The sequence below is a fragment of the Nonomuraea sp. NPDC049486 genome (genome assembly GCF_040676925.1).
Lineage (GTDB): Bacteria > Actinomycetota > Actinomycetes > Streptosporangiales > Streptosporangiaceae > Nonomuraea > Nonomuraea ferruginea.
The window spans coordinates 23,061-41,835 of the sequence record NZ_JBFAPV010000028.1 but is presented as its reverse complement, the minus strand read 5'-3'; the positions used below and the strand labels follow the sequence as shown (position 1 = coordinate 41,835).

Here is an 18,775-nt window from a genome sequence, read left to right as displayed (position 1 = left end):
CTTGGGAAGCACCGGCTTGAGACCCGTACGATGTCCGAATGGCGGTGACCGATTTCCCGTACCAGACCTCCGGCGGCCCGGAGTCTGACGAGAGCAGTCCCCGCGCGCTTTCCGTGCGTGACCGGGTGATTCCGGCGATGCGCGGCAGCGTGCTGTGGGGCTGGATCGGCCCGCTGCTCGTCATGATCTTCGGGGGCATCCTCCGCTTCATCGGCCTGGGGCATCCGCACGAGGTGGTCTTCGACGAGACCTACTACGCCAAGGACGGCTTCTCGCTGATCAACTGGGGCGTCGAGCGCACCACGGTCAAGGACGCCGACAAGGCGATCCTGGCGGGCGACACCGACATCTTCCAGAAGTGCGCCGACGGCAGCCTCGACCCGTGCGCCTCCTACGTCGTCCACCCGCCGCTCGGCAAGTGGATGATCGGCGCGGGCGAGTGGCTGTTCGGGATGAACCCGTTCGGCTGGCGCTTCGCCGCCGCCGTGATCGGCACGCTGTCGATCCTCGTCCTCGCCCGGGTGGCCCGGCGGATGACCCGCTCGACGCTGCTCGGCTGCTTCGCCGGCCTGCTGCTGGCGCTCGACGGCCTGCACTTCGTGCTGTCGCGCACGGCGCTGCTCGACATCTTCCTCATGTTCTGGGTCCTGGCCGCCTTCGCCTGCCTGGTCGTCGACCGCGACAGGACACGCGAGCGGCTGGTCGACTGGTACGAGACCTCGCCGCTGTCGCCGCAGGGCCCCTGGCTGGGGGCGCGGCCGTGGCGGATGGCGGCCGGCGTGTGCCTGGGCCTGGCGATGTCGGTCAAGTGGTCCGGGCTGTTCTTCGCGGTCGCCTTCGCCGCCATGTCGGTGATGTGGGACTTCGGCGCGCGCCGCGCCGTCGGGCTCCGCAACCCGTACGGCGGCGCGCTGTCCAAGGACGTGCCCAACGCGCTGGTGGGCTTCGCCGCCGTGCCGTTCGTGTCCTACATGGTGACCTGGGCCGGCTGGTTCTCGACCGCGACCGGCTACGGGCGCAACTGGGACCAGGCCACCTCGTCGGGCAACCCGTTCTTCTTCATCCTCGACTCGGCCCGCTCCTGGGTCCAGTACCAGTGGCAGGTCTTCACCTTCCACGAGGGCCTGGAGACGTCCCACCCCTACATGTCCGAGCCGTGGACGTGGCCGCTGCTGCTGCGCCCGGTGGCTTTCCACTACGAGGGCGAGAAGACGGGCTGCGGGGCGTCCTCCTGCTCGGAGGCGGTGCTGGGGGTCGGCACGCCGGTGATCTGGTTCGGCGCGCTGGCCGCGCTGGTGGCGCTGATCGCGTGGTACGTCGCCACCCGCGACTGGCGGGCCGGGGCGGTGCTGCTCGCCTACGCGATGGGCTGGCTGCCATGGTTCTACTTCGCGTTCTCGAGCAACCGGACGATGTTCCTGTTCTACGCGATCCCCATGGTGCCGTTCATGATCCTGGCGATCACGCTCTGTGCCGGATGGCTGATAGGCCCGGCCACGAGACTGGCCGACGGCAGCATCCCGGCCAGGCGGACGTACGGGGCGGCGGCGGTCGGCGGGTTCGCCTTGCTCGCATTGATCAACTTCTGGTGGTTGCATCCTGTACTGTCGGCCGAGCTGATCCCCTACGCGGAGTGGAAGGTCAGGATGCTCTTCGACAAACGATGGATCTAGTTCAGTCACCGTCCATTACATAGTGATTTCATAGGGTTGTCGCTGTGCTAGACCCAATACGCACGGGATTCGGTCATCGTCAGGGCTGGGGTCCATACGGCAAACTTCGAGGCATGAGTGCACCGGACGTCGCCGCGCTGCTGGCGGAGTTGGAGCGGTCCCACCCGGACCTCGCCGACGAGGCCAGGACCGCGGTCGAGTGGCTGACCGGCGGCGAGCCGCTGGAGACGGTGACGCAGCTCGATGTCTGCGAGTTCCTCTGGTACACCCTGCCCCTCAAGGTGGGGGGTGACCACGAGCGGCTGGCGCGTTCGCTCGGGCGGCTGCTGCAGCTCGGCGGCCTCGAACGGTACGCGGCGCTGTGCACCTCGCAGACCACGACGCGGATCCTGCGCGCGTACGCCCGCGACGGCGAGGACGCCGGCACCCGCGCCTACCACGAGGCGCTGGAGGAGACGGGCGTGCTCCCGCCGGACGTGCCGGAGCTGCAGTGGAGCATGATCATGGGGCCGGAGGAGCTGGGCGCCCACGTGGCCTGCTCGGCGGCCCTGGAGCTCTCCATCCTGGCCGGCGATAGTGTCGACCGGGTGGCGCTGACCCGCCGCTGGCTCACCGAGCCGCGCGCCGACCTGGGCGGCGACAGCTGGCTCCACCGGGTGCAGGGCGAGCGGCTCAACCGCTGGGTGCTGGGCCGCGGCCCGGCCAGGCGGAAGCTGGCCCAGCCCTTCGAGGTGCGGCTGCACGCGCCGGTGACCCCGCAGCCGCTCCCGGCGCTGCACCGGCTGCTGTCGCTGGCCGCGTCCGAGGGCACCCTCCCGCTCCGGCTGGCCCCGTCACCCGAGGCGCTGAGGCTGCGCGAGCTGGCCGAGCACGAGCTGGGCGCGCTGAGCCGCGAAGGCACCCGCCTGACCGTGACCGGCTTCGGACGGCAGCTGCTCTCCGCGCCGGAGCTGATGTGGGACGCGGTGACCAAGCTGCTGCTGGCCGGGGGCGACGAGTTCGAGCTGTCGGCCAGGGAGGCCGCGCTCATGCTGCTGGCCGACGGCGAGCTCCTGTCCCCCGCCCAGCTCCGCGAGCAGGTGGCGGAGGTGGTCGGCGGCGAGGGCTGGCACCCCGCGTCGGGACCGGACGACGTGGCGGCCGCACTGGCCCGCCTCGTCGACCAACTGGCGGCGCTCGACCTCGCCTTCGCCGACCCCCTGGCGGTGCGGCTCACCCGCGGCGGCCAGTTCGCCGCCCTGGCAGCGCTACGCGCCCACGCGCTACGCCCCAGAAAGTACGTCAACGCCACCTGACTCCAGCTTCCCCCACGCCGCCGGCACCCGCCGGCGGCGCGCTCCACAAGTCGCGCCGCCGAAACCCACCGACGGCACCTGCTTGGAGGCCCGCTCCGCGAGTCGCGCCGCCGAAACCCACCGTCCGCGCCTGCCTGGAGGCCCGCTCCGCGGCATGTGTACCGACGGCGCGTTTCGCGGACTTCGGAAGGGTGTCCCCTGTCTTCGGCGGTCGCGTGGCGGCGGGTGGGCGTGTTGACTGGGGGCATGTCGACGATCCTGGTGCTGGGCGGCACCGGCAAGACCGGCCGGCGCGTCGCCGCTCGGCTCCGGGCGCGCGGTGCGGAGGTCCGTGCGGCCTCGCGTCGCGGTGAGACCCGCTTCGACTGGTACGACCACGACACGTGGGAACCGGCCCTGTCAGGCGTCTCGGCCGCCTACCTGGTCGACTCGCAGGGGCCTGACGCGGCGGGACTGCTGGCCGCGTTCACCGGGGCGGCGGTCGCGCGGGGGGCGCGGCGGCTGGTGCTGCTGTCGTCCCGTGACTGGCCCAAGCTCGGCGACGACCGCCTGCTGGCCTCCGAGCGGGCGGTCAAGGCGTCCGGCGGCGCGTGGACGATCCTGCGGCCGACCTGGTTCGCGCAGAACTTCAGCGAGGACCCGATGCTGCGCGACCCGGTCGACGCCGGGCTGGTCGAGCTGTCCGCCGGCCACGGGCTGGAGCCGTTCGTGCACGCCGACGACATCGCCGACGTGGCGGCCGAGGTGCTGCTGCGCGACGGCCACGCCGGGCGGACCTACGAGCTGTCAGGGCCCCGGCTGCTGTCCTTCGGCGACGCGATCGGCGAGATCGCCGCCGCGACCGGGCGGTCGATCACGTACGCGCCGGTCTCACCGGAGGAGCACGCGGCCCGGCTCGCCGCCCGCGGCTACGACGCCGACCACATCGCGCTGGTGAACCGGCTGTTCGCGTCGATCGACGCGGGCACCAACGCCCACCTCTCCGACGGCGTGCGGCAGGTCCTGGACCGCGAGCCACGCGACTTCACCGAGTACGTCCAATCCACCTGGTGACCCGAGCATCACAGCGCCGTCCCCCCGCCTAAGCGGTGGGCCGCGCGTCCGTGAGGGCGTGCTCCGCGGCGACCTGCTCCAGCGTGAGCCCTTCCAGCATCCGGTCCAGGATCCCCCGCAGGAAGGCACACTCCCGTACCGGATGCTCGGCGGGGCAGTCGATCGCGTGGCGCAGGAACTCCTGCGCCGTCCTGGCCCGCTCGATCAGCTCCTCCAGCGCCTCGATCCGCTCGCCGACGGTGGCCCGCCATTGCTCCCCCGGCGCCTCCAGCACCGCGCCGGCGGTGTCCAGCGAGATGCCCAGCCGCTGCGCGCTCTGCAGGAACACCAGCCGGCGCAGCTCGTCCCTGCCGTACACGCGCCGCCCCTGCCGGCGTCCCGCCGGCGGCACCAGCCCGCGTTCCTCGTAGTAGCGCAGCGCGGAGGCGTTCATGCCGAGCATCCGGGCCGCCTCACCGATCGGGATGAATTCGTCCATGTTCCCATTTGACTTCAAGTCAGCTTGAACCGCTTTGCTGTGGTGCATGGGAACCACGACATCCTGGGTCACCGGCCGCGAACACGACTCGTCCTTCGCCGCCCCCTCCGGCCTCATGGGCCGCCTGGCCGGCCGCGTCATGCTCTGGACCAACCGCCAGCGGGACCTGCTGCCGCTGCTCGACATCCGGCCGGGCGAGCACGTGCTGGAGGTCGGCTACGGCCCCGGCGCCCTGCTGCGGCTGCTGAGCCGTACGGGAGCAGGACGGGTGGCGGGCGTCGACCCGTCACCCGAGATGCGCGCGCTCGCCGTCCGCAAGGCGCCCGGGACCGAGCCGGGGCTGGGCACCGCCGACCGCACCCACCAGCAGGACGCCGCGTTCGACTGCGTCGTCTCGGTCAACAACGTGGCCATCTGGCCGCAGCTGGAGCCGGGACTGCGCGAGCTGCACCGGGTGACGAAGCCGGGCGGCCGCCTGGTGATCGCCTGGCACGGCGGCGACACCCCGTCGCGGCTCGCCCGGGGGTTGCGCCTGCCGGACAAGGTGCTGGCCACGCTGGAGTCGGCCCTGCGCGAGCGCTTCGACGACGTCACGCGGCACGAACTGCCCAGCCTGACGGCGTTCGTCGCCAGGCGGGCTCCCGCGTAAGCCTCCAGCGGCGGGCCGCGCCGGCAGAAGGCCGTGACGCGGGTCGTGGGCGACCAGGACCGGCCTGGTCAGCGGGCGATGCCGAGGCTGCCAGCCCACCGAGCCAGAACAGCGGGACCCACCCATAATCGCGATCTTCTCGGCATGCCCCCAGAACCTACCGGCGCGGGACCGTCCCCGCCGGGCTTCTCAGCCGCGCCAGGCGCAGGACCGCCCACAGCAGCACCGCCAGAACGCCCACCAGCAGGTACTCGATGGCGGGGATGCGGACCACCTCGGTCACCTGGCCGATGCCGCGCACCGCGTACACCGCCACCACCGCCCCGGCGTAGCAGGCGGCCAGGATCCAGCGGGTCGCGGCGCCGAGGCCGAGGCCGTGCATCTGGGTGAGGACGAACACACCCAGGAAGCCGAAGAGGAACATCGGCCACGCCCCGTCGGGGCCGGTGTTCATGAAGGCCACCAGCGTGCCGTGCGCGGCGACCAGGAGCTCCAGGGTGAGGGTCCACCAGCGGTTGGTGTGCGCGCGGGTGAGGAAGAGGCTGCCCTGCAAGAGGATAAGGAACATGTAGAAGAACCCGATAAGGTGGCCGCTCGTCGTCTCCATCGGGTGATACCAGAACGTGTAGACGGCGGCCCAGCTGAACAGATAGCCGTGGTACCGGCGGGCGAAGGACGTGACCTCCGCCGAGATGGGCGCCGGGCGGCCGGCGAACAGGCCGCGGCGGCGGTTCTCCATGAGCAGCACCACGATCAGCAGGAGCACCACCGAGGCCTGCGAGCTGAAGATGGACACGTCCTGCGCCAGCCCGTCGTAGAACACCTGGGTCTGCGCCTGGTGCAGCAGGATGAACCCGAAGTTGACCGCCAGGGCCACGACGTTCACCCGGTGCAGGCCGCCGGTGTAGCGGCGGACCCGGGTCTGCGCGTAGTAGATCAGGCCCCAGAACGCGACCTGGTGGGCGGCGTAGCCGAGCCAGGCCGACAGCCGTGTCCAGACAGTGGGCTCGGGCAGCTTCCAGTAGTACCAGGACGCCCCCTGGTCGGGGAGTAACGCGATGCCGGCCAGCCGCTGCCCGGCCAGCCAGACGAGCCCGGTGAGCGCGGCGCTGGCGACGACGCCCCAGGCCAGCGCGGTGTTCGCGCCCGTCGTCCGTGCTCCCGCGGTCACAGTCCCAACGCCTCCGGCTCGAATCGGTGAACGCCCGCCTCGCGGGGCTCACACGCGCACATGATCTCCGGCACGCTCCACCGTACGCGTCCCGAGAGCGGCCCACAGCGCGACCGCGATGTACAGGGCCTGCTCGGGCACCCGCAGCCACAGCGGCGTGACGTCCTGCCCGGCCAGCGCCGCGTACACGTTGGCGGGCAGGAGCAGCACGAACATCACCGCCAGCCATAGCCCGGCGGCCCGCCGGGTGCGGCTCAGCACCAGTCCGGCCGCGCCGAGGATCTCCAGCACGCCGGTCGCGTACACCATGAAGGCGGGGAACGGCACGAACGGCGGCACCATCGCCACGAGGTCGGCGTGGGTCGTGGTGAAGCCGCTGCCCTCGGGGGCGAAGTGGGCGCTGCCCGTGATGACGAGGAACAGCGCGAGCCCGTGCGCCGCGCTGACCCGCCAGGTCGCGAACCGCCGCACCCCGAACGCGCCCAGCAGCCGGAACACCAGGGTGGCGATCACCAGAACGAGTGACATCTCGAATCCTTTCGATAGCAGCACTATCCAGTTGTTAGATAGTGACACTATCCAGTACGAGCCGTCAAGATGCCGTCCCATGACCACGACCGCCAACGGCCGCCCCGCCTTCGTCGTCAACGTCGAGGTCTTCCTGCGCCGCGACGGCCGCTGGCTGCTCATCAGGCGCGGCGACGGCGAGGCGCACGCCCCCGGCACGCTCGCCGACGTGGGCGGCAAGGCCGAGCCGGACGGCGCCGGTCAGCGGGTGCTGGAGGAGACCGCCCGCCGCGAGGTCGCCGAGGAGATCGGCGTCGACCTGACCGGCGTTCCCCTCACCTACGCCTCCAGCGGGTTCTTCGTCACCGACGACGGCGACCCGGTGGTCAACGTGGTGTTCGCGGCCCCGATGCCGCCGCAGGCCGAACCGGTCGCGGCCGCGCCCGCCGAGGTGGCCGGGTTCGTCTGGCTGACGACGGCGGAGGCGGAGGCCGACCCCGCCTGCCCGCCCTGGGTGCTGAGCAGCCTGCGCGACGCCGCGACGGCCTGACGCCCCTCAGCCGGCCGGGCTGAGCAGCGCCCAGCTCCGCTCGTCGCCCCAGACCGACGCCGGATCCACGTACGGGCGCAGCAGCGCGACAAGCTCGGGGTCGCCGCGCCCGCCCAGCTCGTCCTCCGCGATCCGCCTGGCCACCCCGGCCAGGAAGTCGGCGACCTGCACCCGGGGCTCGTGGAAGGAGTCGGCCAGCCGCAGCCCGGCCAGGTCCACCACCCGCTTCAGGTGCGCGACGCGCTCCTCGGTCAGGCCGTTGTGCTCGTCGTGCAGGATCGACACCGGCCGCCGGTCGCGTCCCCAGTGCACGACCGCCCGCATGATGGCCGGGATGAGCGGGTCCAGCGCCGGCATCTCGCCCGGCCGTTCCAGGAAGTCCTCCAGCGGCTTCCTGGACCGGTCGAGCAAGCGCATGATCTCTCCCACCCGCCCGCCGGCCCCGGCGAGCTCCTCGACGGTGAGGAAGAACCGCTCGGCGGGGGCCCGCCGGCGCATCACGTCGTTGAACGACTCCAGGAACGCGGTGAACCGCTCCGGGCCGAGGCTGACCGGCCCCTCACGGTAGAGGTCCGCGGCGAGCGCCCCGTCCCCGCCGGCGCCTGTGTACGCCACGTCCCCGGCGATGAGGTCGGCGATCTTCCGTACCGCGAAGTAGGCCTTGTCGGCCAGGAACACCCGCGCCCGCCCATAGATGGGCCCCGAGGGGGCGAGCAGCCAGACCAGCACCGCCCGGTGCTTGCCTCGGAGCAGGTGGTTGGCCTTGTACTCGGTGGCGGGGGAACGGATGCGGGCGCGGGTCTCGCGGACGCACTCCGCGGCGGCCTCGGCGCCCAGAAGCACGGCGGCGTGCGCGAAGACGGCGGTGTTGCCGCCGACGAGCTTCTCCCCTTCCGAGCCGGACTCGTCGCAGGCGATCTCAAGAGGCCACAGCTCAGGAACCTACGCCTGCCCTCCGCCGATCGCCAGACGTTTTCGACCGGCCCCGCTGATCGTGCCCATTCTCGTACGGCTGCGGCAGCGAAGAGGACATGGTGGCGAGGGCCTGGCCCGGCACCCCATCCTCGACGCCCGCCCGCCGTCGGTGAACAACGGCGGCGGTTGCTACGACTAGATCCGGTTGAGGAAGGCCAGCACCCGCTCCATCATCAGCCTGGCCGCCGGCTCGTCGTAGGAAGGCAGGCTGCCGTCGGCGAACAGGTGGTCCTTGCCTTCGTAGAGGAACAGCTCCGCGCCCGGAGTCGACTCCACGAGGGCGCGAGCCGCCTCCACATCGCCCTCGCCGGCGAAGAACGGGTCGCCCTCCATGCCGTGGACCTGCACCGGCACGCCCTGCGGCCAGGACTCGCCGAACTCCGTGACCGGCACGCACGAGTGGAACAGCAGCGCGCCCCTCGCCCCCGCCCGCGTCTGGGCAAGCTGCTGCGCCGGCAGCACCCCGAGGGAGAACCCGGCGTAGACCAGCTCGCCCGGCAGCCATGCGGCGAAGGACCGCCCGCGCTCGATGATCGTCTGAAACCCGGTCTCCTGCGCGTAACCGCCGCCCTCGTCGAGCGACTCGAAGACGCGCCCCTCGTACAGGTCGGGCACGTGCACCGTGTGGCCCGCCCGCCTGAGCTCCTCCGCGAACTCCCGCACCCCGGACGTCAGCCCCTGGGCGTGATGGAACAACAGCACCTCGGCCATGTCTCTCCCTTCGCCGCGCTCAGCATGCCCCACGCCGCCGACAGTTTCCGGAGTCAGCCGGGCGCGCGGAAGGTCCGCCGGTAGGTGTCGGGCGAGACGCCGACGGCGCGGGTGAAGTGCCTGCGCAGGGTCGCCGCCGTGCCCATCCCGGTGCGGGCCGCGATCTGCTCCACGCCGGCGTCGGTGGTCTCCAGCAGCTCCTGTGCCCGGTGCACCCGCTGGGCGTGCAGCCAGTGCAGCGGGGTGACGCCGAGGGCGCGGTGGAAGTGGCGGGCGAGGTTGCGGGTGCTCATCCCGGCGCGGCGGGCCAGATCGCGTACGGTCAGCGGTTCGTGCAGGTGGGCCTGCGCCCACTGGAGGACGTCGGCGAGCCCGTACTGGCCGGCCTGGTCCGGCACCGGCGCGGTCACGTACTGCGCCTGCCCGCCGGCCCGGTGCGGCGGCACGACCAGGCGGCGGGCCAGCGCGTTCGCCACCGCCGCGCCGTGGTCCTTCCTGACGACGTGCAGGCACAGGTCGAGCCCCGCCCCCTTGCCCGCCGAGGTCAGGACGGTCCCTTCGTCGATGTAGAGGACGTCGGGATCGACCCGTACGCGGGGATAACGGGTGGCGAGCAGCGCGGCGTGCATCCAATGGGTGGTCGCCCGCCGCCCGTCCAGGATCCCGGCCTCGGCGAGCACGAACGCCCCGGTGCACAGTGACACGATCCGGGCCCCGCGCTCGTGGGCGGCCCGCACGGCGTCCACCGCGTCACCCGGCGGCGGCCCGATCTCCACGTCGCAGGAGGACACCACCACCGTGTCGGCGTCCACCACCGCGTCCAGGCTGTGCGGGGTGTCGACCCGCAGCCAGTCGCCCACCCGGCCCCGGCTCGGGCCGCACACGCGGAAGTCGTACCACGGGTCGGCCAGGTCGGACCGGTCGATCCCGAACACCTCGACGGCCGCGGCGGCCTCGAACAGCATGGCGCCGTCGTACAGGGCGAGCGCCACGGAGTGCATGTCCGGAATTGTACGCATACCGCCATTACGGCCGGGCCGGCCCGCGAGGCACGGCCCGGTTCGCGGTCAGTCGGTGCCGAACTCCATCGCGGCGCGGTCGAGCAGTTCGTCGTCGTCCGCGACGTCGCCGCGTGAGGCGATGGCCTCGGCGCCGCCCTCCGGCATGTCGCCGATGAGCTCGGTCGGGGCCGCCGGCGGGGCCTCGATGAGCGCGGAGTGGCTGGTGCCGACCATGCCCATGCTGGCGTACTGCTCCAGCTTGGTGCGCGAGTCGGCGATGTCCAGGTTGCGCATGGTGAGCTGGCCGATCCGGTCGACCGGGCCGAACGCCGAGTCCTCCGTACGCTCCATCGACAGCTTGTCCGGGTGGTAGCTGAAGGCCGGGCCCGAGGTGTCGAGGATCGAGTAGTCCTCGCCGCGCCGCAGCCGCAGCGTGACCTCGCCGGTGATCGCCGTGCCGACCCAGCGCTGCAGCGACTCGCGGAGCATCAGCGCCTGCGGGTCGAGCCAGCGGCCCTCGTACATCAGCCGGCCGAGCCGCCGTCCCTCGTTGTGGTAGTACGCCAGCGTGTCCTCGTTGTGAATCGCGTTGACCAGCCGCTCGTACGCGGCGTGCAGCAACGCCATGCCGGGCGCTTCGTAGATGCCACGGCTCTTGGCCTCGATGATCCGGTTCTCGATCTGGTCGGACATGCCCAGGCCGTGCCGGCCGCCGATGGCGTTGGCCTCCATCACCAGGTCGACCGGGGTGGCGAACTCCTTGCCGTTGATCGACACCGGGCGGCCCTGCTCGAAGGCGATGGTCACGTCCTCGGCCGGGATCTCCACCCCGTGGTCCCAGAACCGCACGCCCATGATCGGCTCGACGGTCTCGATGCCGGCGTCGAGGTGCTCCAGCGTCTTGGCCTCGTGGGTGGCGCCCCAGATGTTGGCGTCCGTGGAGTACGCCTTCTCGGTGCTGTCACGGTAGGGCAGGTCGTGGGCGAGCAGCCACTCCGACATCTCCTTGCGGCCGCCGAGCTCGGTCACGAAGTCGGCGTCGAGCCAGGGCTTGTAGACCCGCAGGTGCGGGTTGGCGAGGAGACCGTAGCGGTAGAACCGCTCGATGTCGTTGCCCTTGAACGTCGATCCGTCGCCCCAGATCTGCACGTCGTCCTCGAGCATCGCCCGCACCAGGAGGGTCCCCGTGACGGCGCGGCCGAGCGGCGTGGTGTTGAAGTAGGCCCGCCCGCCGGAGCGGATGTGGAACGCGCCGCAGGCGAGCGCGGCCAGCCCCTCTTCCACCAGCACCGCGCGGCAGTCGACCAGCCGGGCGACCTCGGCGCCGTACGCCACCGCACGGCCGGGCACCGAGGCGATGTCGGGCTCGTCGTACTGGCCGATGTCGGCCGTGTAGGCGCAGGGGACAGCGCCCTTGTCGCGCATCCACGCGACGGCGACGGAGGTGTCGAGACCACCCGAGAAGGCGATGCCGACACGCTCGCCGATGGGCAGAGAGGTGAGAACCTTGGACATAAGAGAAGAGTATGCATTGTGGCGTATGGTTATGCAAAGCCCCCCTCCTGAAGAGCCCCTTCATCCGCCTCGGGCAGCGGCTTACAGGACCTTCCATTCGAGTTCGCCGTCGACCACCTCGGGCTTCCACCAGCCGATGGAACCGCCGCTCTCCAGGGCGTCGGCGGTGGTTCTCAGCAGGGCGTGGTACGAGCGGATCCGGGTCCCGCCCGGCTCGAAGCTCATGGTGCCCTCGTGGTCGGTGTAGCCGATGTCACGCCGCGCCGAGTCGACCACCAGGTGGTCGCCCGAGCCGTTGGCGCCGACGGGGATCATCCGCCCGTCCCACCAGTCGTCGCGCGGCCCGGCCCGGTCCACGCTGTCGATCCCGCAGAGCATCCGCCAGGTGTCGCGGATCTCACGGACGCCCATGTTCCCGTTGCCCAGGAAGCCGAACCCCCAGGTGTCCCGGACGGGCACGACCCCGTTGTGGCGCAGCAGCGAGGCCTTCAGGTCGTCGGGGAACCGCAGGCCCATCTGCGCCTCCGCCACCGCGATGGTCCCGGCCTTCGCGGGCTTGCCCAGCGTGCGGTAGCTCCTGGGGGCGTTGGCCTTCAGCCAGGTCTCGATCCGCCGCCACTGCCGGTTCACGGCCCGGGTCACCTTCGGGTCGGGCTTCCGCACGCGCGGGGTGGCGCTCCCGGGTCGGCAGTCCGCGTCGGCCGGGTCCTCCACGTACGCCTCGCGGACCTCCGTGTACCGCGCGGCGTCTTCCGGCACCTGGGCGTACGGGGACATCACGACGGTCTCCGCGACCACGCCCGCGTCCTCCTTGGAGAAGACCGCGGACTCCATCAGGTAAGTGCCGGCGGCCAGCACGGCGAGCGCGAGCCCGGCGACGCCCCACCGGGTCAGGTTCCGCCGGGTGGGCGCGTCGAGCGGCGGTGCGGGCTCGCGCGGCTCCAGGAACTTGGCGACCGCGGGGCGGTCGAAGAAGGAGGGCCTGTGGACGTAACGCCGGAGATCCTCGGCGGTGGGCGTGCCGAGGATCGGCACGGGCGGCCACTGCGCCACGGGCGGCGGAGCCGGGGGCGGGTCCGGGACGACTGCCTTCGGGCGGCGGGAACGGACGACCGCCACGATCACCACCGCCGCGACGGCAGCGGACAGCGCAAGCCATACCCCACGAGATGTGATCAATCGCCGCACGTCCGGCAGGGTATCCGGAAACAGTCCTGATCGTGATCGAAAGCCTTCACCTCAACGCGTACCGGCGTTCTGTCGGGGCTGACTGCCATACTCCGCGCATGCGCGAACCTCCCTGCGCGGACACCCCGTTCAGCCTCCAGCCGGGCCCGGAGCCGTGGCAGACCTCCTGGATCGCCCGCGGCGAGCTCCGCGACCAGCGGTTCGAGCCGCCCGCCGGGGTCACCGCCGTGACCTTCGACCGGGCGCGGCTGACGAACATCGACTTCTCCGGCATGCGGTTCTCGGAGTTCCGCGTCCACGGGGGCGCATTCGAAGGCTGCGACTTCACCGGCGCGGCCTTCGACCAGCTGTCCCTGGGCGACACGTGCCTGCGGGGACCGTGGGACGGCGCCCGATGGCCGCGGTCGGTCTTCCGCGGCTGCGTGTTCCGCCGCACCCGCTTCGCGCCGCACACCTTCTTCGGCAACGTCCGGTTCGAGAAGTGCCTGTTCGACCGGTCCCGGCTGCGAGACCAGACATCCACGTTCGAGGCCGAGTTCGTCGACTGCGTCTTCCTCGGCCGCGTACGGGAGGTCAACTTCTGGGGCCGCCCGCACGACGACGACCAGGCCGCGCTGGGCCGTGACCGCAACGACTTCACCGGCAACGACTTCACCGGGGCCGAGCTCGACGGCGTCGCCTTCCACCACATCGACCTCCGGGCCCAGCGCCTGCCTGGGCCGCCCCGCTACGCCCTCCTCGACCGGGTCAGCGAGCGGGTGGAGGCGGTGCTGCCCCTGGTGGAGCGCCTGCCGGAGGAGCGCCACCGCGAGGAGGCCGACTTCAGCCTGGAGTTCCTCGCCGACCATGCCCTGGAGCGCAACGACGACCAGGCGCTGGTGAGCGCTCTCGACATGGGCAGGAGACTGCCGCCCGCGCTCCGCGAGGAGTTGTTCGAGGCGCTCAGGCGCACGTCCAGCGATACATCCCCTGGTCGAGCCGGGCCGCCTCGCGGGCCAGGTCCCGCAGGGCCGTGACGCGCTCGCGCTCGTACTCGTCGAGGAGCTCCTCCTCGGCGTACTCGCGAAGCCGTGCGTCGTCCACCGCGGCGAGGGCGGCGACGGTCTCGGCCGTCATCCGCTCCAGGCCGGCCGACTCGCCGTCGTCCGCCAGGACCTCGCTGTCGCCGAACTCGCTGAGGTCGCGTCCGCTCAGCTCGGCGGCGAGCGTGTCGAGCTCGTCGAGCCATCCCTTGCAGTCGACGTACGGCAGCTTCGCGCCCGCCGGCCCGCCGTCGAGGGCCAGCCGGGCGGACTGGTCGGAAGCCGCGGTGAAGTAGTCGACGAGCACACCCATGCGGGCGAATCTACTGCACCCGGACAGAGGCCCGTCCGGGCAGCCGGACGGGCCTCGCGGGGGTCAGGTGCCGTCGATCAGGCGGATCGCGATGTCCGGGCTGAACTGCCCGGCCGGGGTGCCCGGGGCGATGCCGCAGTTGCCGTCGGAGTCGCCGGGGATCTTCACCCACAGCAGCATCTCCGTCCCGCCGTCACCGCCGAGCTGGGCGGGGGTGCCGATCTGGCGGCCGGCGGGGTTGCACCACTCGCCGTTGGAGCCCTTGCCGTTGCGGCTGGTGTCGATCACCCACTTCGCGCCGCCACCGAGAGCGGTGTTGACCGCGGACGCGTAGGTGGCCGACTGGCCGGTCGGGTAGTAGTTGGAGACGTTCACGGCGAAGCCTCGGATGTTGCCGACGCCCGCATCGCCCAGCCGCGCCGCCATCGTCGCGGCCGGCACCCAACCGGCGTTGCCGGCGTCGAGGTAGGCCCAGGTGTTGGGGGCCCGGTCGCGGAACTGCTCGGTCGCGTACGTCAGCATGCGGTTGCGCGCCTGGATCGCGGCGGCGTCCATGCAGGCGAAGTCGCCGAGGGAGTCGGGCTCGATGACGACGACCGCCGGCCGGTCGCCGATGCCGGACGCGAACGCGGAGATCCACGCCCGGTACTCGGCCTCGCTGCCGGCCCCGCCGCCGGAGTGCCCGCCGCACGCGTCGCGGCCCGGGATGTTGTACGCGACCAGGACGGGGAGCTTGTCGGCCGAGTCCGCGGCGGACACGTACGCCGAGACGGAGGCGCCGACGTCACCGCTCCAGCCGCCGACCCAGCGGGCCATCGGCTTGGACGCGATGGACGACTGGATGCGCGCCGCCCGGGAGTCGCCCGGGTTGTTCCGCACCCAGGTCGCCGGGTTGGAGTTCGGGTCGACGTAGAAGCCGTTCGTCATGCCGACCGGGCCCGAGGCGCCCTGCTCGGTCAGCGACACGTTGTCCAGGAAGAAGCTGAAACCGGCGCCGCCGCCGAGCTGGAACGACACCTGCCCGGCCGGCGTGCCGAGGCCCGAGGTGAAGGGGAAGCTGAAGCGCTTGCTCGTGGTGGTGAGCGAGATCGCCTTGGTCAGCGTGTTGGTGTACGGGGCGTCCGCGAGCTGCACGGTGGTGACCGCGCTGACCGGGGCCGAGGCCGAGGCGTCGAACGAGAGAGTGTACGACTTGCCCTGGGTCAGGGGGATGGCGTTCTGGGCCACCATCGCGTCCCACGGGTTGGCGGTGCCGCCGGTCACGTTGACGCGCAGCCGGCCGGACTCCACGGTCATCGAGGTGTTCGCCGAGTTCCACCAGGGTGCGGTGCCGGCGGCGAACGTGCCGTTGACCACGAGCTGGGGCGCCGCGGTGGCGGGCGCCGCTGATAACGCGATGACGGCCGAGGCCGCGACCGCCATCGAACGGGTTAACAGTCGCACGTAGTACTTCCCTTCTGGGATTCCACGATCACACGATGATCCAGAATCACAGAGATCAGCAAATTTCGTGACAACTTGTGAAAAGTACCTACGTGCGGCGATCAGCGCCCGAGCGCGTCGAGCAGCTCGCGCTCGCGCCCGGCGCTCAGGCCGGCCCGCCTGACCCGCTCCAGCCCCTGCTCGCGCTCCCACAGCAGGGTGTCGGCCAGCAGTTCGGCCCGGGGCCGATGACGCAGCCCGGCGGCGACAGCCGCGGACCCGTCGCGGGCCGACCACCCTTCCCAGCCCGGCTCGACGAGCCACATCGGCAGCGACTCGTCGCCCATGTACTCGGTCACGCCGTTCTCCAGCAGCCATGCCGGGGCGGCGGTGACCACCGGCCCGGTGTGCCCGGCGGCGGCGCGGGCGAGCTCGATCCACTCCCCGAACGGCACGACCGGGCCGACCGCGTTGAAGGTGCCGGCGGTTCCCTTCTCCGCCGCGTCCAGCAACCAGGCCACGAGGTCCCGTACGTCCACCACCTGCGTGGGTATGTCCGGCGTGTCGGGAACCAGCACCGGCCCTCGCGGGTCACGGGCGGCCCGGGCCACCCAGTAGCCGGAGCGCCCGCTGTGGTCACCCGGCCCGCCGATGAGCCCGGCGCGCGCGACGAGGAGCCGGTCGCCCACCGCGTCCGCGGACGCCTGCTCGCAGGCCGCCTTCGCCTCCCCGTACAGCTCCCGGCCGACCTCGCGCCGGTCGGTCGGCGGCAGGAGCGGCGCGGACTCGTCGGCGCCCGGCGTCGCATGGGAGGCGTAGACGTTGCCGGAGGAGACGTAGGTCCAGTGGCGGGCCCGGCCGCCCAGCGCGCCGAGCGCCTCACACACGAACCCCGGCTGCCAGGACACCTCGAAGACCGCGTCCCACGTACGGTCCGGCAACGCGTCGTACGCGGCGGGATCGCGCCGGTCGGCGGCCACCAGCGTCGCGCCCGCCGCGACCTCCCCGCTCTCGCCGCGCGCCAGGCACGTCACCCGATGACCGCGCTCCATCGCCAGCCGCGACAGCTCCCTGCCCACCCACGCCGTGCCACCCAGCACCAAGACATCCATCCCGACACCCAAGCAGCCCGACCGGCCGGAGATCCAGCCTGATTCACTCACAGCGGAGCAGCCGGAGTTGCCCGATCTCCGCGACGTTCTTCATCAGCTCGGCGTTCACCCAGCCGATCATGTGCGCGACCGTGTGGCCGGTGTCATCGGGCCACGGGAAGGGAGCGGTGGCGTCCAGGTCGGCGTCGGTGAGCCGGTCCAGGGCGGTCAGCCACTCCTGACGGAGGTCGCGCAGCCAGGCGACGGCCGCATCGCCGTCTCCCGGCCAGGCGATCTCCGCCCGCTCGCGAGGCTCCCGCCCCTGGACGTGATCCAGGGTCACGCTCCACCACCAGCCGATGTGCCAGCTCACCCAGGCGATCGTGGGAACGGGCACCGGCTCGGGCTCGGCGTCCTCCCAGTCCGGCGCCCATGTCCCGTCGGCGGTCCGGCGCACCGTCCAGCAGTTGGACGTGGGCTCCCACAGGAAGTCCTCGGGCTTGAGCCGCTCCAGGTGGTAGTCGAACAAGGACCAGACCAGGTCGAACTGCCAGCGCAGCAGATCACGTCGCATCGTCGTTTCCCCTCATGTGTCGGCGAAGACCATAACGCTCCCCAAACTTGGAGCGCACTCCAATTTCCTCGTAGACTCCACGCATGGGTACGGAAGGACTGCGGGAGCGCAAGAAGCGGCAGACCCGGCAGCGCATCTCCGACACGGCCCTCGAGCTCTTCGTGGAGCGCGGTTTCGAGCAGGTGACGATCTCCGAGGTCGCGGCGGCGGCCGAGGTGTCGGTCAACACGGTCTACAACTACTTCGACACCAAGGAGGACCTCGTCCTGCCGCCTGACGAGGCCTCCCCGCGACGGCTGGCCGAGATCGTCCGGCAGCGCCGGCCGGGCGAGTCGGCGGCCGGCGCGGTGCTGGCCCGCCTCCGGGAGGAGGTGCGCGACCGGGAACGCCGGGTCGGCCTCACCGCCGGGTTCGGCCGCGTGCTGGAGATGATGCGCGCCGCGCCCACGCTGACCGCCCGCCTGGAAGACCTCGGCCGCCAGATGACGGACGCCCTGGCGATCGTGCTGGCCAAGGAGACCGGGACCCGCCAGGACGACCCACTCCCCCGCACGGTCGCCTGGCACATCGGCTCCCTGCACGCCCTGGTCATGACCGAGATCGGCAGGCGGACGTCGGCGGGCGAGCGTCCCGACGTGATCGCCGGCGCCGTGCTGGAACTGCTGGACGTCATCGAGAGCCTGCTCGGCGACCGGATCCTGCGCTATGCCGTACGAGAGGAGCCAAGCTGTCCAGAGTGACGATCAGAGGCGAGTTCGAAGACCTCGACGCCGCCCGGCTCCGCCACAAGGGCCGCGTCCAACGCCGGTGAGGTTCGCCGAGGCGCTGGTCCCCGGTCGTGAACGACGCCTGTCAGAGGTGCCGTTCCAGGGCGTGGCGGTGTTCCGTGACCCATCGCCAGGCGTCGCGCACCGTACGGACGACGCCCTCGGCCCGCAGGCGCGTCATCGCCGGATCGCCGGCGGCCGCACCGGCGGCGATCCCGCGCCGGCAGCGGTCCTGCCACCACAGGATCGTCTCGACGAGCCGCTCCCGGCCGTCCAGACCGTAGACGTCGCAGACCAGCCGCAGCGACCGTCCCGCCTCGCCCACGTCCGCGATCTCCGGCCCCAGGTTCACGTACTGCCAGCACACGTGCGCGACGTCATGGATGCGCGCGCCCGGCGCGGCGATGTCCCAGTCGATGAAGGCCACCGCCCGCGGGCCGCCGTCGCGCTCCCGGTACACGGTGTTCTTCGGCGACAGGTCGTTGTGACAGACCACTTCCCCGCCCTCGGCGAGCGGGGTTCCCGCCGTCAGGTCGTGGAACTCCCGTACGAGCTCCACGACGGAGACCAGGCCGGCCTCCGAGGCCACCCGCAGGCGCTGATCCGGCTGCCAGGCGACGAGTCCGGGCAGGTAGCCCAGCATCTCCCGGCCCTGCCCGTCCGTCCCCAGGAACCGGGGCGCCCCCGCCCACCCCCGCCGCTCGAACAGCTCAAGCAGCTCATGCACGAAGTCGCTCCGGGGCGTCAGGGCCCGGCGCACGGTGTCACCGACCCGGACGACCTCGTTGACGAACCCTCCCGGCAACCGCTCTTCCCGCAC

The 18,775-nt window shown here is 71.9% G+C and carries 20 protein-coding genes; 7 read left to right on the top strand and 13 right to left on the bottom strand.

The window, feature by feature from the left end:
* Positions 1–38: 38 nt before the first annotated feature.
* The 3 genes from AB0K05_RS42735 to AB0K05_RS42725 all read left to right on the top strand — a co-directional run bounded on the left by AB0K05_RS42735 (position 39) and on the right by AB0K05_RS42725 (position 4,021).
* Positions 39–1,673 (top strand): phospholipid carrier-dependent glycosyltransferase, encoded by a 1,635-nt coding sequence (locus AB0K05_RS42735; RefSeq protein ID WP_148029079.1) that lies wholly within the window; start codon positions 39–41, stop codon positions 1,671–1,673.
* Between the two features lie 113 nt (positions 1,674–1,786).
* Positions 1,787–2,968 carry a hypothetical protein gene (locus AB0K05_RS42730; RefSeq protein ID WP_187280929.1) on the top strand — a complete coding sequence of 394 codons (1,182 nt, stop codon included), beginning with the start codon at positions 1,787–1,789 and terminating at the stop codon, positions 2,966–2,968.
* Positions 2,969–3,214: 246 nt separating this feature from the next.
* Positions 3,215–4,021, top strand: a complete 807-nt coding sequence (locus AB0K05_RS42725) for an NAD(P)H-binding protein (protein ID WP_364237298.1) — start codon at positions 3,215–3,217, stop codon at positions 4,019–4,021.
* Between the two features lie 28 nt (positions 4,022–4,049).
* On the opposite strand, the gene AB0K05_RS42720 is transcribed toward AB0K05_RS42725, so the two are convergent.
* A complete protein-coding gene (locus AB0K05_RS42720; RefSeq protein WP_364237295.1) occupies positions 4,050–4,499 on the bottom strand; it encodes a MerR family transcriptional regulator in 450 nt (149 codons plus the stop codon).
* Positions 4,500–4,545: 46 nt separating this feature from the next.
* On the opposite strand from AB0K05_RS42720, the gene AB0K05_RS42715 reads away from it, so the two are divergent.
* A complete protein-coding gene (locus AB0K05_RS42715) occupies positions 4,546–5,148 on the top strand; it encodes a methyltransferase domain-containing protein (protein WP_364237292.1) in 603 nt (200 codons plus the stop codon).
* Positions 5,149–5,305: 157 nt separating this feature from the next.
* On the opposite strand, the gene AB0K05_RS42710 is transcribed toward AB0K05_RS42715, so the two are convergent.
* Complete coding sequence (locus tag AB0K05_RS42710; protein WP_271275720.1) at positions 5,306–6,319, bottom strand: hypothetical protein; 1,014 nt, start codon at positions 6,317–6,319, stop codon at positions 5,306–5,308.
* A gap of 48 nt (positions 6,320–6,367) precedes the next feature.
* Positions 6,368–6,847: a hypothetical protein gene (locus AB0K05_RS42705; RefSeq protein ID WP_148029074.1), complete on the bottom strand. Its 480-nt coding sequence runs from the start codon at positions 6,845–6,847 to the stop codon at positions 6,368–6,370.
* Between the two features lie 79 nt (positions 6,848–6,926).
* Between AB0K05_RS42705 and AB0K05_RS42700 the strand changes: the two genes are divergently transcribed.
* Positions 6,927–7,376, top strand: a complete 450-nt coding sequence (locus tag AB0K05_RS42700) for an NUDIX domain-containing protein (RefSeq protein ID WP_364237289.1) — start codon at positions 6,927–6,929, stop codon at positions 7,374–7,376.
* A gap of 6 nt (positions 7,377–7,382) precedes the next feature.
* Here AB0K05_RS42700 and AB0K05_RS42695 read toward each other — a convergent pair whose 3' ends face one another.
* The 5 genes from AB0K05_RS42695 to AB0K05_RS42675 all read right to left on the bottom strand — a co-directional run bounded on the left by AB0K05_RS42695 (position 7,383) and on the right by AB0K05_RS42675 (position 12,766).
* Positions 7,383–8,219: a hypothetical protein gene (locus tag AB0K05_RS42695; RefSeq protein ID WP_271275722.1), complete on the bottom strand. Its 837-nt coding sequence runs from the start codon at positions 8,217–8,219 to the stop codon at positions 7,383–7,385.
* Positions 8,220–8,486: 267 nt separating this feature from the next.
* Positions 8,487–9,062, bottom strand: coding sequence for a dienelactone hydrolase family protein (locus tag AB0K05_RS42690; RefSeq protein WP_364237286.1), 576 nt, complete (start codon positions 9,060–9,062; stop codon positions 8,487–8,489).
* 53 nt (positions 9,063–9,115) lie between these two features.
* On the bottom strand, positions 9,116–10,063 hold the full coding sequence (locus AB0K05_RS42685; RefSeq protein WP_271275725.1) for a helix-turn-helix domain-containing protein: 948 nt from the start codon (positions 10,061–10,063) through the stop codon (positions 9,116–9,118).
* 66 nt (positions 10,064–10,129) lie between these two features.
* Positions 10,130–11,578 (bottom strand): argininosuccinate synthase, encoded by a 1,449-nt coding sequence (gene argG, locus AB0K05_RS42680; protein ID WP_271275726.1) that lies wholly within the window; start codon positions 11,576–11,578, stop codon positions 10,130–10,132.
* Positions 11,579–11,659: 81 nt separating this feature from the next.
* Positions 11,660–12,766 carry an SMI1/KNR4 family protein gene (locus AB0K05_RS42675; protein WP_271275727.1) on the bottom strand — a complete coding sequence of 369 codons (1,107 nt, stop codon included), beginning with the start codon at positions 12,764–12,766 and terminating at the stop codon, positions 11,660–11,662.
* 98 nt (positions 12,767–12,864) lie between these two features.
* On the opposite strand from AB0K05_RS42675, the gene AB0K05_RS42670 reads away from it, so the two are divergent.
* Complete coding sequence (locus AB0K05_RS42670; RefSeq protein WP_271275728.1) at positions 12,865–13,782, top strand: hypothetical protein; 918 nt, start codon at positions 12,865–12,867, stop codon at positions 13,780–13,782.
* Here the strand turns inward: AB0K05_RS42670 and AB0K05_RS42665 are convergent.
* The 4 genes from AB0K05_RS42665 to AB0K05_RS42650 all read right to left on the bottom strand — a co-directional run bounded on the left by AB0K05_RS42665 (position 13,709) and on the right by AB0K05_RS42650 (position 17,188).
* Positions 13,709–14,101, bottom strand: a complete 393-nt coding sequence (locus AB0K05_RS42665; protein ID WP_364237283.1) for a hypothetical protein — start codon at positions 14,099–14,101, stop codon at positions 13,709–13,711. The two genes, AB0K05_RS42670 and AB0K05_RS42665, sit on opposite strands and share 74 nt — an antisense overlap.
* A gap of 63 nt (positions 14,102–14,164) precedes the next feature.
* A complete protein-coding gene (locus tag AB0K05_RS42660) occupies positions 14,165–15,544 on the bottom strand; it encodes a glycoside hydrolase family 6 protein (RefSeq protein WP_364237281.1) in 1,380 nt (459 codons plus the stop codon).
* Between the two features lie 101 nt (positions 15,545–15,645).
* The gene (locus AB0K05_RS42655; RefSeq protein ID WP_364237279.1) at positions 15,646–16,635 is read right to left on the bottom strand and encodes an NAD-dependent epimerase/dehydratase family protein; all 990 of its coding nucleotides are present in this window, start codon (positions 16,633–16,635) and stop codon (positions 15,646–15,648) included.
* Positions 16,636–16,678: 43 nt separating this feature from the next.
* A complete protein-coding gene (locus AB0K05_RS42650; protein ID WP_148029065.1) occupies positions 16,679–17,188 on the bottom strand; it encodes a DinB family protein in 510 nt (169 codons plus the stop codon).
* 83 nt (positions 17,189–17,271) lie between these two features.
* On the opposite strand from AB0K05_RS42650, the gene AB0K05_RS42645 reads away from it, so the two are divergent.
* Positions 17,272–17,928: a helix-turn-helix domain-containing protein gene (locus tag AB0K05_RS42645; RefSeq protein WP_364237277.1), complete on the top strand. Its 657-nt coding sequence runs from the start codon at positions 17,272–17,274 to the stop codon at positions 17,926–17,928.
* Between the two features lie 112 nt (positions 17,929–18,040).
* Here AB0K05_RS42645 and AB0K05_RS42640 read toward each other — a convergent pair whose 3' ends face one another.
* A complete protein-coding gene (locus tag AB0K05_RS42640) occupies positions 18,041–18,775 on the bottom strand; it encodes a phosphotransferase (protein ID WP_364237275.1) in 735 nt (244 codons plus the stop codon).

Bases quoted from the DNA above. Each gene is read 5' to 3' on its own strand.
- AB0K05_RS42735 (WP_148029079.1), top strand. From the start codon at position 39: ATGGCGGTGACCGATTTCCCGTACCAGACCTCCGGCGGCCCGGAGTCT.
- AB0K05_RS42730 (WP_187280929.1), top strand. From the start codon at position 1,787: ATGAGTGCACCGGACGTCGCCGCGCTGCTGGCGGAGTTGGAGCGGTCC.
- AB0K05_RS42725 (WP_364237298.1), top strand. From the start codon at position 3,215: ATGTCGACGATCCTGGTGCTGGGCGGCACCGGCAAGACCGGCCGGCGC.
- AB0K05_RS42720 (WP_364237295.1), bottom strand. From the start codon at position 4,499: ATGGACGAATTCATCCCGATCGGTGAGGCGGCCCGGATGCTCGGCATG.
- AB0K05_RS42715 (WP_364237292.1), top strand. From the start codon at position 4,546: ATGGGAACCACGACATCCTGGGTCACCGGCCGCGAACACGACTCGTCC.
- AB0K05_RS42705 (WP_148029074.1), bottom strand. From the start codon at position 6,847: ATGTCACTCGTTCTGGTGATCGCCACCCTGGTGTTCCGGCTGCTGGGC.
- AB0K05_RS42700 (WP_364237289.1), top strand. From the start codon at position 6,927: ATGACCACGACCGCCAACGGCCGCCCCGCCTTCGTCGTCAACGTCGAG.
- AB0K05_RS42690 (WP_364237286.1), bottom strand. From the start codon at position 9,062: ATGGCCGAGGTGCTGTTGTTCCATCACGCCCAGGGGCTGACGTCCGGG.
- AB0K05_RS42685 (WP_271275725.1), bottom strand. From the start codon at position 10,063: ATGCACTCCGTGGCGCTCGCCCTGTACGACGGCGCCATGCTGTTCGAG.
- argG (WP_271275726.1), bottom strand. From the start codon at position 11,578: ATGTCCAAGGTTCTCACCTCTCTGCCCATCGGCGAGCGTGTCGGCATC.
- AB0K05_RS42670 (WP_271275728.1), top strand. From the start codon at position 12,865: ATGCGCGAACCTCCCTGCGCGGACACCCCGTTCAGCCTCCAGCCGGGC.
- AB0K05_RS42665 (WP_364237283.1), bottom strand. From the start codon at position 14,101: ATGGGTGTGCTCGTCGACTACTTCACCGCGGCTTCCGACCAGTCCGCC.
- AB0K05_RS42655 (WP_364237279.1), bottom strand. From the start codon at position 16,635: ATGGATGTCTTGGTGCTGGGTGGCACGGCGTGGGTGGGCAGGGAGCTG.
- AB0K05_RS42650 (WP_148029065.1), bottom strand. From the start codon at position 17,188: ATGCGACGTGATCTGCTGCGCTGGCAGTTCGACCTGGTCTGGTCCTTG.
- AB0K05_RS42645 (WP_364237277.1), top strand. From the start codon at position 17,272: ATGGGTACGGAAGGACTGCGGGAGCGCAAGAAGCGGCAGACCCGGCAG.